The organism is Pseudomonas saxonica, assembly GCF_007858365.1.
Taxonomy (GTDB): Bacteria; Pseudomonadota; Gammaproteobacteria; order Pseudomonadales; family Pseudomonadaceae; genus Aquipseudomonas; species Aquipseudomonas saxonica.
In genome coordinates, this window is record NZ_VFIO01000003.1 from 416,794 (window position 1) to 430,992 (window position 14,199).

Consider the following 14,199-nt stretch of genomic DNA (forward strand, 5'->3'; position numbering starts at 1 on the left):
TGCCACGTCAGGAAGCTCGCATGCAAACTTTCTTTATCGCCCCCACTGACTTTGGTGTGGGCTTGACCTCTATCAGCCTTGGTCTGGTTCGCACACTGGAGCGCGCGGGTTTGAAAGTCGGTTTTTTCAAACCGATTGCCCAGCCTCATCCCGGCGACGTCGGCCCCGAGCGCTCGACCGAACTCGTCGCCCGCACCCACGGCCTCAAACCGCCTACGCCTTTGGGTTTGGCCCACGTGGAGCGCATGCTTGGGGATGGCCAGCTGGATGAACTGCTCGAAGAAATTATCAGCCTTTATCAAGAGGCGGCCATCGGCAAAGATGTGCTGATCGTTGAAGGCATGGTGCCCACCCGCACCGCCAGTTATGCCGCACGCGTTAACCTTCACCTGGCCAAGAGTCTGGATGCCGAAGTGATTTTGGTCTCGGCCCCTGAAAACGAGGTACTGACCGAGCTTTCGGGCCGCGTTGAGTTGCAGGCTCAGTTGTTTGGCGGCCCTAAAGACCCGAAGGTTCTGGGTGTCATCCTCAATAAAGTGCGCACCGACGAAAGCATGGACGTGTTCGCAGCGCGCCTCAAAGAGCACTCTCCGTTGCTGCGCAGTGGTGATTTCAAGCTGCTGGGCTGTATTCCCTACCAGCCTGAACTCAATGCCCCACGCACCCGCGACGTGGCCGAATTGCTCGGCGCGCAGGTGCTGAACGCCGGGGACTATGAAACACGGCGCATGTCCAAAATCATCCTGTGCGCGCGCACCGTGCTCAACACCCTGCAACTGCTTAAACCCGGTGTACTGGTGGTGACCCCCGGTGATCGAGACGACATTATCCTCGCCGTTAGCCTGGCGGCGATGAACGGCGTTCCGCTGGCCGGCTTGCTGCTGACCAGTGGCACTACACCTGACCCACGTTTGATGGAGCTCTGCCGCGGAGCCTTACAAGCGGGTCTGCCGGTACTGTCGGTGAGCACCGGTTCTTATGACACGGCCAACCAGCTTAATCAGTTAAACAAGGAAATCCCCATTGATGACCGCGAGCGGGCACAGATCATCACTGACTTTGTTGCCAGCCATCTGGACGCCAACTGGCTGCATCAGCGCTGTGGCACGCCGCGAGAAATGCGCCTGACCCCGGCGGTGTTCCGCTACCAACTGATACAGCGCGCCCAGCACGCCAATAAACGGATCGTGCTGCCCGAGGGCAATGAGCCGTTGACCGTGCAAGCGGCGGCTATTTGTCATGCCCGCGGGATTGCTCGCTGTGTCTTGCTGGCAAAGCCCGAAGACGTTCACGCGGTGGCCAAGGCGCATGGCTTCGAGCTGCCTGAAGGCCTGGAAATTCTGGACCCGGATCTGATTCGCGAACGCTACGTAGAACCGATGGTGGCGCTGCGCAAGAGCAAAAGCATTAACGCCCCAATGGCCGAGCAGCAACTCGAAGACCCGGTAGTGATTGGCACCATGATGCTGGCGCTGGACGAGGTCGATGGGCTGGTATCGGGTGTCGTGCACTCGACGGCCAACACCATTCGCCCGGCCCTGCAGCTGATTAAAACCGCACCCGGCTGCACACTGGTGTCGTCGGTGTTCTTTATGCTGTTCCCGGAGCAAGTACTGGTTTACGGCGACTGCATCATGAACCCGCACCCGTCAGCCACGGAACTGGCCGAAATTGCCCTGCAAAGCGCCGACTCTGCCGCAGCGTTCGGGATCACTCCGCGCGTGGCCATGATCAGTTACTCCAGCGGCGACTCAGCCAGCGGCGAAGAGGTCGAAAAAGTGCGCGAAGCGACCTTACTGGCCCACGAAGCCCAGCATGCCTTATTGATCGACGGCCCCTTGCAATACGACGCCGCCGCCAACGACAAGATAGCCAGGCAACTGGCCCCGAACAGCCAAGTGGCGGGTCGGGCAACAGTGTTCGTGTTTCCCGACCTGAACACCGGCAATACCACGCTCAAGGCCGTGCAACGCAGTGCTGATTGCGTCAGCCTGGGGCCGATGTTACAAGGCCTGCGCAAACCGGTTAACGACCTGCCTCGCGGCGCCCAGGTAGACGACATCGTCTACACCATCGCCCTTACGGCAATTCAAGCCGCCAACCGACCAATGGATGTGTAAATGCTGGATTCTCTGCCTGCGCCAGTTCGTGGCGTTATTGCATCGCTGTTGCTGGCGATCAACACCATCGTGTGCTGCACGCCGCTGTTCATCGTTGCCATTTTCAAACTGTGCCTGCCCTTCCCGGCCGCGCAGCGGGTGACAGACGAGTTGATGCGGCGTATTCACGAAGCATGGGTCAGCAATAACTCGCGCTGGATGGACTTGATCCGTAAAACCCGTTGGCACATCAAAGGCCTCGAAGGCCTGGACTATGAGCACTCCTACCTCGTGACCAGCAACCACCAGAGCTGGGTCGACATCATGGTGCTGCAATACGTGCTCAACAAACGTATTCGCCCGCTCAAGTTCTTCCTTAAACAAGAGCTGATCTGGGTGCCGGTGATCGGTCTGGCCTGGTGGGCACTGGGCTTCCCGTTTATGAAGCGCTACTCCAAGGCCTACTTAGCCAAACACCCCGAGAAGAAAGGCGCCGACCTGGCAACCACGCGTAAAACCTGTGCCAAGTTTAAAAATCAGTCCGTCGCCATTTTCAACTTCGTCGAAGGCACGCGATTTACCGAGGGCAAACACGCGCAACAGCAGTCACCGTTTCGCTACCTGCTCAAGCCAAAGGCCGGAGGTATCGCTTTTGTGCTGGATGCGATGGGTGAACAGTTGAAGTCCATCGTCAACGTGACGATTCACTACCCGGGCGGGCGTCCGGGGTATTGGGACTTGCTGTGTGGCAATGTGAAGGACGTGGTTGTGGTGTTTGAAGAACTGCAAATCCCGAATGAGTTTTTGGGTAAAAACTACGATCAGGATGCCGAGTACCGATTGGCGTTCCAAAGCTGGATCAATCGGCTGTGGGAAGACAAAGATCGTTTGTTGGACCAGCTGCATCGCGAATACTAGAAGCACCCTCACCCTAGCCCTCTCCCAGAGGGAGAGGGGACTGATTGGGGCGCTGCTAAGACCCAGGTTCTGTACGAATTGTTTTCGAGTGAAGGTTAGGCAAGGCGAAAACAGGCGAGGACGCGGTCGTCACCTATCAGGGCACGAACGCCAGCACACTGACAGGTGAACCGGAACCGGCCTCCAGACGCAAGAGGCCGATAACTAGCGTGCTCCCTTTAGGAGGCAGTTGGTCTAACCGGGTAAGGCACTCAAGAATGATACCCGCCTTGGCCAACACCAAGTGGTTACTGGCAAAGGTGGTGTCCTGACCCGGATCAACGCCATGCGTATCAATTCCAATACCTGCTATACGACGCTCATCCAACAAAAACTGTGCAGCCCCGGCCCCTACACCCGGGAAATGCAGACCCTGCTCGTCCTCATTCATGAACTGTTCGGGGTCGTGCCAGAGGCCTTGCCAGCCGGTATAGAAGACGACAATTGATCCCGCCTCAATACGGCCATGTACGTGCTCCCAGTTCATAACATCTTCAACAGTGATCACATAATCAGCGCTTTCCCGCGCCTTGTCTTGCACATCAATCACAACCGCAGGCCGCACCAGTGACTCGGGGGTATAGCCATCTATAGCAATGCCATCCGGATAAAACGTATTCGGCGCATTCATGTGAGTTGCGCTGTGCTCGCCCATGCTGAAACGGCGAAGGTAATAAGCGTCCTGCTCATGGGAGGCTAACAACTCAAATTGCACCTCAGGATCATTGGGCCAAAGAGGAATCGATGTCGTGATGCAATGGCTGAGATCGATGACGTGGTTGAAGTGAATACTGTTCATTGCTGCACCCTGTTTTCATAAAGAGCTACTGAGCCCGCGTACAAGGATGTTTATAGGGTCAGACCGCACGAGCCAAGAATGTAACTGTTACAACATTCTCGATAGCGCAAATCGGCCCCCTCTCCCTCTGGGAGAGGGCTGGGGGTGAGGGTAAAGCCTTCACCCACTAAAAAGCCCGCCACCGATCTCTCGGTGGCGGGCTTTTTGTTTACGGCTTAAATCGCGCCGCGTTGACGCAACAGATCCAGCACCAACTTCACGCTTTCATCCAGCGACAACGATTGCGTGTTAACCACCAGATCGGCGTTCAACGGCACGTCATACGGGAAGGATTCGCCCGGAATGTTGTCACCGCCCGCCGCGTACAGGCCTTGCGGATCGCGCTCGGCACACACGGCTGGCGATGCCTGGACATACACTGTCAACAGTCGGTCATCACCAATCAGCGCTTTAGCCTGTTCGCGACCTTCGGCATCCGGCGCCACAAACGCAGCCAGTGTCAGCAAACCAGCTTCGTTGAACTGACGCGCTACATGTGCAGCACGACGCCAGTTTTCAGTCCGCCCGGCACGGTCCTGAGGCAGACCTTTATTCAGGTCATGGCGCAAGTTCTGGCCATCCAGCACAAACACCGCACGGCCCATGTCGAACAACTTGCGCTCTACCGCATACGCCAGCGTGCTTTTACCCGCACCCGACAAGCCGCTGAACAAGACGGTCGCCGGCTGCTGACCAAAACGCTGGGCGCGCTCTTCTGTGGTCACGTGGGCAAGGTCGCCGTGATGGCTGGCGCTGCCATGGCCCAGTGGCTGAGCGATGATCATGCCGGCCCCGACCGTGCCATTGGTCAGGCGGTCGATGATGATGAACGAACCCGTGGTGCGGTTGCTTTCATAACCATCCAGCGCAATCGGAGCGTCCAGACTGATCTTGACCTTGCCGATTTCGTTCAACTGCAAGGCGCTGGCCGGTCCTTCTTCCAGCGTGTTCACATCAACTTTGTTGACGATGCTGGCAATCGAACCCGGTACGTAGCTGGTCGCACGCTTGATGTCGTACTTCTTGCCCGGCAACATCGGCTCTTCAGCCATCCATACCAGCATGGCTTCGAAGCTGTCGGTCACCACAGGCACATTGTCAGCATGCACCAACAGGTCGCCACGGGAGATGTCGATCTCGTCTTCCATGGTCAGGGTAATGGCCTGACCTGGGCCGGCGTGCTCCAACTCACCTTCAAAGGTGACAATGGATTTAACCCGGCTGCTTTTGCCCGAAGGCAGCACCACGATTTCGTCGCCCTTGCGCACGATACCGCTGGCCAGCGTACCGGCAAACCCACGGAAATTCAGGTTCGGGCGGTTTACGTATTGCACCGGGAAGCGCAGGTCGGTGAGGTTGCGGTCAGCCGCCACTTCCACGGTTTCAAGAATTTCCATCAATGACTGGCCGGTGTACCAAGGCGAACGCTCGCTCTTGTTCACCACGTTGTCGCCTTTAAGGGCAGACATCGGCACAAAGTGCAGGCTGGTCGGCTTGAGTTTCAAGCCTTCGGCGAACTTCAGGTAATCGGCCTTGATCGACTCGAATACGCCTTCGTCGAAACCCTTGAGGTCCATTTTGTTGATGGCCACAACGATGTGCTTGATGCCCAACAAAGACGCAATAAAGCTGTGGCGACGGGTTTGGGTCTGCACGCCGTAACGGGCATCCACCAAGATGATCGCCAGATCACAGGTCGACGCACCGGTGGCCATGTTGCGGGTGTATTGCTCATGGCCGGGTGTGTCGGCAATGATGAATTTGCGCTTGGCGGTTGAGAAGTAACGATACGCCACGTCGATGGTGATGCCCTGCTCGCGCTCTGCTTGCAGACCGTCTACCAACAGCGCCAGGTCGATATCATCGCCCGTGGTGCCGCTTTTTTTCGAGTCACGGGTAATGGCTTCCAGATGGTCTTCATAGATCATCTTGGAGTCGTGCAGCAGGCGCCCGATCAGGGTGCTCTTGCCATCATCGACGTTGCCGCAGGTCAGAAAGCGCAACATCTCTTTGCGTTCATGCTGGCCCAGGTAGGCGAGGATGTCCTCGCTGATCAAATCAGATACGTGCGACATGACAACCCCTTAGAAATAACCCTGACGTTTTTTATCTTCCATTGAGCCGGCGCCATCGTGATCGATGACTCGGCCCTGGCGCTCGGAAGTTCGCGTCAGGAGCATTTCCTGAATGATGTCAGTCAGGGTTTCAGCCTCTGACTCCACCGCGCCGGTCAGCGGGTAGCAGCCAAGAGTGCGGAAACGGACCTTTTTCTTGACGATGCGCGCCTTGTCTTCATCAGACAGGTGCTCAAGAATACGCTCGTCGTCGATCATGATCAGCGTGCCGTTCTTCTCGATGACTTCACGCTCAGCCGCGAAATACAACGGCACAATCGGGATGCCTTCGAGGTAGATGTACTGCCAGATGTCGAGTTCGGTCCAGTTCGACAACGGGAATACGCGGATCGATTCGCCCTTGTTGACCTTACCGTTGTAGACATTCCACAACTCGGGGCGCTGGTTTTTTGGATCCCAGCGGTGCTTGCTGTCACGGAACGAGTACACACGCTCTTTGGCGCGCGACTTCTCTTCGTCACGGCGAGCGCCCCCGAAGGCGGCATCAAAACCATATTTGTCCAGAGCCTGCTTCAGGCCCTCGGTTTTCATGATGTCGGTGTGCTTGGCACTGCCGTGGGTGAACGGGTTGATGTTCTGCGCCACCCCATCAGGGTTGACGTGAGTGATCAGATCAAGTCCCAGCTCCGCAACCATCTTGTCGCGAAAGCTGTACATCTCCTGGAATTTCCAGCGAGTGTCGACATGCATCACCGGAAATGGCAGCTTGCCAGGGAAGAATGCCTTGCGGGCAAGGTGCAGCATCACGGCGGAATCTTTACCGATTGAGTACAGCATCACCGGGTTATCGAACTCGGCGGCCACCTCGCGAATGATGTGGATGCTTTCCGCCTCCAGCTGTTTCAGGTGCGTCAGTTTGTCGACCATGGCTACTCACGAAAGCTATCTTATGAACGGCCTGCGGGCCGTGTTCGAGGGCGAATCCTAGCACAGCGCCTTCTTATATTGAGGGCGCTTACTAGATCGAAACGGTCTAAGAATAGATCGCCGGGTTTGGCCTTAGTGCTGCGCAGCCAATCGCTCAAATAGGATTCGGACAGTCTATAAAGAGATGCTCAAGGGCAAAACGGCGAGCCAGATAGTCGCCTAGAGCCTGCACACCATAACGCTCGGTGGCGTGGTGCCCGGCCGCTATAAAGCTGATGTCGTTTTCACGCGCGCTGTGGAAAGTTTGCTCAGAGGCTTCGCCACTCAAGTACAAATCGACCCCTGCCAGAACGGCTTGATCGATGTACCCCTGCCCGCCTCCGGTGCACCAGCCAACCCGGCGGATCATCTCGCTGCCTTCAATCACCAGCGGCTCACGCCCCAGTACTTCTTGCACCTTGCGGGCAAAATCGCGAGCGGTCATGGGTTCAGCCAGTGAGCCTACGAGGCCCACTATTTTGGCATTTGTGGGGTCCAACGGGCCTTCGACAGTGATGTCCAACTGACGCGCCAACTGCACGTTGTTGCCCACTTCAGGGTGCACGTCGAGGGGCAGGTGAAACGCCAGCAGACTGATGTCGTGTTTGAGCAAGGTTTTCAACCGGCGTTGCTTCATGCCGGTGACGCAGGGGTCTTCGCCCTTCCAGAAATAACCGTGGTGCACCAACACCAGATCCGCCTGGGCTTCAACGGCTGCATCGAGCAGCGCCTGACTGGCCGTTACGCCGCTGACGATTCGCATCACCTGCGGGCGCCCTTCGACTTGCAGACCGTTGGGGCAATAATCGCTGATTGTGGCGCAATTCAGGTAACGATTTGCTTCTTCTACCAGCGTGCTCAGGGCTACTGCCATAAAAGACTCCTAAATATAGCGTTCAGAGCCGTTCGGCCCTCGTATAATGGCCGTCATTATGAGCTGTCGAGATGGCTCTGCAACCTTCAGGACTGAGTTCAATGTTTAAGGCTTTGCGTTTTTTTGGCTGGCCACTATTGGCTGGCGTGCTTATCGCGATGCTGATTATTCAGCGTTACCCGCAGTGGGTCGGGCTGCCGAGCCTTGACGTCAACCTGCAACAAGCGCCACAAACCAATTATGTGCAACAGGGTCCCGTCACCTATGCCGACGCCGTGACCCGTGCAGCCCCAGCCGTGGCTAACCTGTACACCACCAAGGTGGTTAACAAAAATGCCCGGCCCTTGTTTGAAGACCCGCAGTTCCGGCACTTCTTCGGCGACAACGCACCCAAGCAAAAGCGTATGGAATCGAGCCTCGGCTCAGCAGTGCTGATGAGCCCCGAAGGGTATCTGCTCACCAATAACCACGTGGTTACCGGCGCAGATCAAATTGTAGTAGCCCTGAAAGATGGTCGGGAAACACTGGCCCGGGTGATCGGTAGTGATCCGGAAACTGACCTTGCGGTGCTCAAGATCGATTTGAAGGACCTGCCATCGATCACCATCGGTCGATCGGACACCCTGCGTATCGGCGATATTGCCCTGGCAATCGGCAACCCGTTCGGGGTCGGCCAGACCACTACCATGGGCATCATCAGTGCCACGGGCCGCAATCAGTTGGGCTTGAACAACTACGAAGATTTTATCCAGACCGACGCCGCCATTAACCCCGGTAACTCGGGCGGTGCGCTCGTGGATGCCAATGGCAATCTGACCGGGATCAACACGGCTATTTTCTCCAAGTCCGGGGGATCACAGGGCATTGGTTTTGCGATCCCGATCAACCTGGCCATGGAAGTGATGAAGGCCATCATTGAGCACGGCCAGGTGATTCGCGGATGGTTGGGGATTGAGGTGCAGCCGCTGACCGCGGATCTGGCCGAGTCATTTGGTTTGAGCGGTCGCCCGGGGATTGTAGTGGCGGGTATTTTCCGCGATGGCCCGGCGCAGAAAGCCGGACTGCAATTGGGTGATGTGATTTTGAGTATCGATGGCGCACCGGCAAGCGACGGACGTCGCTCAATGAATCAGGTCGCTCGTATCAAGCCGTCGGACAAAATCTCGATTCAGGTCATGCGCAATGGCAAAGAACTGAAGCTCACCGCTGAAGTGGGCTTGCGTCCGCCGCAAGAGCAGCCGCCGCAGAAAGAGGAGTAAGCAGGCCTAACCCTCACCCCAGCCCTCTCCCAAAGGGAGAGGGAGCTTAATGGGTGAAGTTACGTAGATCTGCGTTTGATTTTAGTCCCCTCTCCCTCTGGGAGAGGGGGCTTGATGGGGGGCAGTTACGTATATCTGCGTTTGATTTTAGTCCCCTCTCCTCTGGGAGAGGGTTAGGGTGAGGGCGCGGTTACAGCGCTGACAACCCTTCAATCAACGCCGCATTCTGCTCCGGCGTCCCAATGCTGATACGCAAGAACTGTGCGATACGCAGTTGCTTGAAGTGACGCACGATCACCCCCTGCCCCCGCAACTTCGCAGCCAGCGCACCGGCATCATGCTCCGGGTGACGAGCAAAGATGAAGTTGGCCGCCGACGGCAGCACCTCAAACCCCAGCGCCTGCAACTGACCCACGAGTTGCTCGCGGCTATCCATCACCAGCTGGCAGGTGTGATCAAAATACTCACGGTCAGCAAACGCTGCCGCTGCTCCAGCAATCGCGATGCGATCCAGAGGATAGGAGTTGAAGCTGTTCTTGATCCGCTCCAGCGCTTCAATCAGGTCTGGATGGCCCACAGCCAATCCAACTCGCAGACCGGCCAGAGAGCGCGACTTGGACAAGGTTTGCGTCACCAACAGATTCGGATAGCGACCGACCAAGCTGATGGCCGTCTCACCCCCAAAGTCGATGTAGGCTTCGTCCACCACGACCACAGAATCCGGGCTGGCCAACAGAATCTGCTCAATGGCTTGCAGTGCCAACAAGCAACCCGTCGGCGCGTTGGGGTTCGGAAAAATAATCCCGCCATTGGCCTTGGCATAGTCCGCAGGCTGAATCTGGAACTGCTCATCCAGTGGCACCGCATCAAACTCAATGCCATACAAACCGCAGTAAACCGGATAGAAGCTGTAGCTGATGTCCGGAAACAACAGCGGCTTGTCGTGCTGGAACAAACCGTTAAACACATGGGCCAGCACTTCGTCAGACCCATTCCCCAGAAACACCTGATCGGTCTGTACGCCGTAATACTCAGCCACAGCCTGCTTGAGCAGGTCACTGTTGGGATCCGGATATAAACGCAGGTCGTCGTTAATCTCGGCCTGCATCGCTGCCAGCGCTTTAGGCGAAGGCCCGTAAGGGTTTTCGTTAGTGTTGAGTTTGACCAGTTTGGTCAACTTCGGTTGTTCACCCGGCACATAAGGCACCAGTTCTTTAACGAACGGACTCCAGAATTTGCTCATGCTTATTGCCCCTGCTCGGTGTCAGCGATGATTCGGTATTCAGCGCTGCGGGCGTGCCCGGTCAGCGATTCGCCACGCGCCAGAATTGAGGCGGTTTTACCTAGCTCCGATGCGCCTTGCTCGGAGCAGAAGATGATCGAGGAGCGTTTCTGGAAGTCGTACACGCCCAGCGGCGAGGAGAAACGCGCGGTGCCGGAAGTCGGCAGCACGTGGTTAGGCCCGGCGCAATAATCACCCAGGGCTTCAGAGGTGTGACGGCCCATGAAGATGGCACCCGCATGACGGATTTGCGGCAACCAGGCTTGAGGGTCAGCCACTGAGAGCTCCAGGTGCTCCGGAGCAATGCGGTTGGACACGTCAATCGCCTGCTGCAAGTCCTTGACCAGAATCAAGGCGCCACGGCCTTTGATCGAAGTTTCGATTATCTCGGCACGTTCCATGGTCGGCAGCAGCTTGGCAATACTGGCTGCGACTTTGTCGAGGAACTCTGCATCCGGGCTGACCAAAATAGCTTGCGCATCTTCGTCATGCTCAGCTTGGGAGAACAGGTCCATGGCGATCCAGTCCGGATCCGTCTGACCATCACACACCACCAGAATCTCCGATGGCCCGGCGATCATGTCGATGCCCACTTGACCGAACACGTGACGCTTGGCCGTGGCCACATAGATGTTGCCAGGGCCTACCACTTTGTCGACTTTGGGTACGCTTTCAGTGCCGTACGCCAGCGCAGCAACCGCTTGAGCACCACCGATGGTGAACACCCGATCAACGCCGGCAATGCAGGCCGCCGCCAATACCAGTTCGTTGATTTCACCGCGCGGGGTCGGAACAACCATGACCACTTCAGTCACGCCGGCCACTTTGGCCGGGATTGCATTCATCAATACCGACGACGGGTATGAAGCTTTACCACCCGGCACGTACAGGCCTGCACGATCCAGAGGCGTAACTTTCTGGCCCAGCACCGTGCCATCGGCTTCGGTGTAGCTCCAGGAATCCTGCTTCTGTTTTTCGTGGTAGCTGCGCACGCGTTGAGCGGCTTTTTCCAGTGCCTCACGCTGAGGCACGGTGATGCGGGTCAAGGCCAATTCCAGACGCTCGCGCGGCAGAATCAAGTCGGCCATTGAATTCACGGTCAACCCGTCAAAGCGCTGAGTAAATTCAACCAGCGCCGCGTCTCCGCGTTCGCGCACCGCTTTGATAATGTCGAGTACGCGCTGATTGACCGAGTCGTCTGACACACTTTCCCAGCTCAGCAGATGATCCAGATGCTGCGCGAAATCCGGGTCAGCAGCGTTGAGTCGGCGAATTGCAGTGGGAGCGGTCATAGCGAGGGCCTCGGTAATGGGCGTTAGCTTGGAATGGTTTTTTGCAAGGATCAGGCACGGCAAGACTACCAAGCCATCCGCGTGGGTACCTGAAATTTCTGGCTATTACGCGGATGGATGGGCGCGACATCAGGGATTAGACCCTGGTCGCGCAGGTGAGTCAGCCGCGGTGTCGCGACTCCACTGCTTTGCGCAGGGTGTCGATCAGGGCTTGAATTCGGGCGTGCTGCATTTTCATCGAGGCCTTGTTAACCACCAGACGGGAGCTGATGGCGGCAATGAATTCCTGAGGTTCCAGGCCATTGGCACGCAAGGTGTTACCGGTATCGACCACGTCGATGATTTTGTCGGCCAGGCCAATCAATGGCGCCAGCTCCATCGAGCCATACAGCTTGATGATGTCGACCTGACGGCCTTGTTCGGCGTAGTAGCGCTTGGCAACGTTGACGAACTTGGTGGCAATGCGCAGGCGGCCTTTAGGTTCAGGCACACCGATGGCTCCGGCGGTCATCAGCTTGCACTGGGCAATCTGGAGGTCGAGTGGCTCGTAAAGACCCTGGCCACCGTATTCCATCAGCACGTCTTTACCGGCAACACCGAGGTCGGCAGCACCATGTTCAACGTAAGTCGGCACATCGGTCGCACGTACAATCAGCAGGCGGACGTCTGGCTGTGAGGTCGGGATGATCAGCTTGCGGCTTTTGTCCGGATTCTCGGTCGGCACAATGCCTGCTTCAGCCAGAAGCGGCAGGGTGTCGTCAAGGATACGGCCCTTGGACAGTGCAATGGTCAACATGGGAAACGTAAGTCCTTATCAGGGTACTTTTGCCCGTACGCAATCGGCGCCGGACAAGCATCGAGCCTGATAATCAGGCTCGACTTGAACGATTCAAGGCCAGGTAAGATAACGCGTGTACGCCGTTACGTCACCTGACAGCTGGACACGATCCATGTGCCCATGAGGCCAAACGCCAACAAACTAGCCCGGAACGCGGCGAATTTTGGCACCCAGCATTTGCAGTTTTTCTTCGATGCACTCGTAACCACGGTCGATGTGGTAGATGCGGTCGATTAGGGTGTCACCTTCGGCAACCAGTGCCGAAATCACCAGGCTTGCGGAAGCACGCAGATCCGTAGCCATCACTGGGGCGCCTTTTAGCGTTTCAGTGCCGGTTACGATGGCGGTGTTGCCTTCGACCTGAATTTTGGCGCCCATGCGGTGAAGTTCATACACGTGCATGAAACGGTTTTCAAAGATGGTCTCGATCACTGCACCCGTGCCTTCGGCAATGGCGTTGAGCGAGATGAACTGCGCCTGCATGTCGGTCGGGAATGCAGGGTACGGAGCTGTACGCACATTCACCGCTTTAGGGCGTTTGCCGTGCATGTTCAGTTCGATCCAGTCTTCACCGGTGGTCACTTCAGCGCCGGCTTCCTTGAGCTTTTCAAGCACAGCTTCAAGGATGGTCGGATCGGTGTCCTTGACCTTGACGCGGCCACCGGTCACGGCAGCAGCAACCAGATAAGTACCCGTTTCGATACGGTCTGGCATCACGCGGTAAGTGGCAGGGTGCAGCTCTTTGACGCCATCAATGATGATGGTGTCAGTGCCAGCACCGCTTACCTTGGCGCCCATGGCGTTCAGGAAGTTGGCCAGGTCAACGACTTCAGGCTCGCGAGCAGAGTTCTGCAATACACTGCGGCCATTGGCCAGTGCTGCGGCCATCATGATGTTTTCAGTACCGGTCACACTCACGGTATCGAAGAAGAAGTTAGCACCCTTCAAGCCACCTTCAGGTGCCTTGGCTTTGATGTAACCGCCTTCAACATCAATCACCGCGCCCATGGCTTCAAGGCCACGGATGTGCAAGTCGACCGGACGCGAACCAATGGCGCAACCGCCCGGCAATGCAACTTCAGCGTAACCGAAGCGAGCCACCATCGGCCCCAGAACCAGAATCGACGCACGCATGGTTTTAACCAGTTCGTACGGCGCCACCAGGGTTTTGATGGTATTCGGGTTGATTTCTACGCTGAGCTTTTCATCAATCACCGGCTCAATGCCCATGCGACCGAACAGCTCGATCATGGTGGTGATGTCATGCAAATGTGGCAGGTTGGCAACCGTTACCGGGCCATTGCACAGCAAGGTCGCTGCCAGAATCGGCAGAGCAGAGTTCTTCGCACCGGAAATACGGATTTCGCCATCAAGACGGGCACCGCCGGTAATAATCAATTTATCCATAACAATCTCGACGCCAATGGGCTCAGGGGGCTCAGGTGCGCTCGGCCCAGGCCGCGCTGCTGAAGAATTTCATAGTGACCGCATGGATGCTGCCATCAGCAATCCACGGGTTCAAATGGGCATAGATGCTTTGTTGACGTTTAACCGGGCTCAAGGCCGCCAGTTCGTCACTAATCACGTTCAGCTGAAAGTTGCAGCCTTCGCCCTCAACTTCTACCTGGATTCCAGGCAGCTTTCCCTCAAGAAAGCTCTTCACTTCTACGGCCTGCATGCTCAACCTCAATCGGCGCCTAACGCGCGCGGGTCGGCCAT

12 protein-coding genes are annotated in these 14,199 nt (G+C 56.9%); 3 read left to right on the forward strand and 9 right to left on the reverse strand.

Annotation, left to right across the window (positions count from 1 at the left end):
* Positions 1-20: 20 nt before the first annotated feature.
* Together pta and FJD38_RS11655 are read left to right on the forward strand one after the other, a co-directional pair.
* The gene (pta, locus tag FJD38_RS11650; RefSeq protein ID WP_146385414.1) at positions 21-2,120 is read left to right on the forward strand and encodes a phosphate acetyltransferase; all 2,100 of its coding nucleotides are present in this window, start codon (positions 21-23) and stop codon (positions 2,118-2,120) included.
* Positions 2,121-3,017, forward strand: coding sequence for an acyltransferase (locus FJD38_RS11655; protein ID WP_146385416.1), 897 nt, complete (start codon positions 2,121-2,123; stop codon positions 3,015-3,017).
* Between the two features lie 136 nt (positions 3,018-3,153).
* Here FJD38_RS11655 and FJD38_RS11660 read toward each other — a convergent pair whose 3' ends face one another.
* The 4 genes from FJD38_RS11660 to FJD38_RS11675 all read right to left on the reverse strand — a co-directional run bounded on the left by FJD38_RS11660 (position 3,154) and on the right by FJD38_RS11675 (position 7,809).
* On the reverse strand, positions 3,154-3,855 hold the full coding sequence (locus tag FJD38_RS11660) for a cyclase family protein (RefSeq protein WP_146385418.1): 702 nt from the start codon (positions 3,853-3,855) through the stop codon (positions 3,154-3,156).
* A gap of 215 nt (positions 3,856-4,070) precedes the next feature.
* Positions 4,071-5,969 carry a sulfate adenylyltransferase subunit CysN gene (gene cysN / locus FJD38_RS11665; RefSeq protein WP_122786415.1) on the reverse strand — a complete coding sequence of 633 codons (1,899 nt, stop codon included), beginning with the start codon at positions 5,967-5,969 and terminating at the stop codon, positions 4,071-4,073.
* A gap of 9 nt (positions 5,970-5,978) precedes the next feature.
* Complete coding sequence (cysD, locus tag FJD38_RS11670; RefSeq protein ID WP_122786414.1) at positions 5,979-6,896, reverse strand: sulfate adenylyltransferase subunit CysD; 918 nt, start codon at positions 6,894-6,896, stop codon at positions 5,979-5,981.
* A 154-nt stretch (positions 6,897-7,050) separates the two neighbouring features.
* Positions 7,051-7,809 (reverse strand): Nif3-like dinuclear metal center hexameric protein, encoded by a 759-nt coding sequence (locus FJD38_RS11675; protein ID WP_146385420.1) that lies wholly within the window; start codon positions 7,807-7,809, stop codon positions 7,051-7,053.
* A gap of 101 nt (positions 7,810-7,910) precedes the next feature.
* On the opposite strand from FJD38_RS11675, the gene algW reads away from it, so the two are divergent.
* The gene (gene algW, locus FJD38_RS11680) at positions 7,911-9,068 is read left to right on the forward strand and encodes a Do family serine endopeptidase AlgW (protein WP_122786412.1); all 1,158 of its coding nucleotides are present in this window, start codon (positions 7,911-7,913) and stop codon (positions 9,066-9,068) included.
* A 190-nt stretch (positions 9,069-9,258) separates the two neighbouring features.
* Here the strand turns inward: algW and hisC are convergent, their stop codons facing one another.
* The 5 genes from hisC to FJD38_RS11705 all read right to left on the reverse strand — a co-directional run bounded on the left by hisC (position 9,259) and on the right by FJD38_RS11705 (position 14,158).
* Positions 9,259-10,311: a histidinol-phosphate transaminase gene (gene hisC / locus FJD38_RS11685; protein WP_146385422.1), complete on the reverse strand. Its 1,053-nt coding sequence runs from the start codon at positions 10,309-10,311 to the stop codon at positions 9,259-9,261.
* Positions 10,312-10,313: 2 nt separating this feature from the next.
* Entirely contained in the window at positions 10,314-11,642 is a 1,329-nt protein-coding gene (gene hisD / locus FJD38_RS11690) for a histidinol dehydrogenase (protein WP_146385424.1), read from the reverse strand.
* A gap of 160 nt (positions 11,643-11,802) precedes the next feature.
* A complete protein-coding gene (gene hisG, locus FJD38_RS11695; protein WP_122786409.1) occupies positions 11,803-12,438 on the reverse strand; it encodes an ATP phosphoribosyltransferase in 636 nt (211 codons plus the stop codon).
* A gap of 183 nt (positions 12,439-12,621) precedes the next feature.
* A complete protein-coding gene (gene murA / locus FJD38_RS11700; RefSeq protein WP_122786408.1) occupies positions 12,622-13,887 on the reverse strand; it encodes a UDP-N-acetylglucosamine 1-carboxyvinyltransferase in 1,266 nt (421 codons plus the stop codon).
* A gap of 31 nt (positions 13,888-13,918) precedes the next feature.
* On the reverse strand, positions 13,919-14,158 hold the full coding sequence (locus tag FJD38_RS11705; protein WP_008070578.1) for a BolA family protein: 240 nt from the start codon (positions 14,156-14,158) through the stop codon (positions 13,919-13,921).
* Positions 14,159-14,199: the final 41 nt, after the last annotated feature.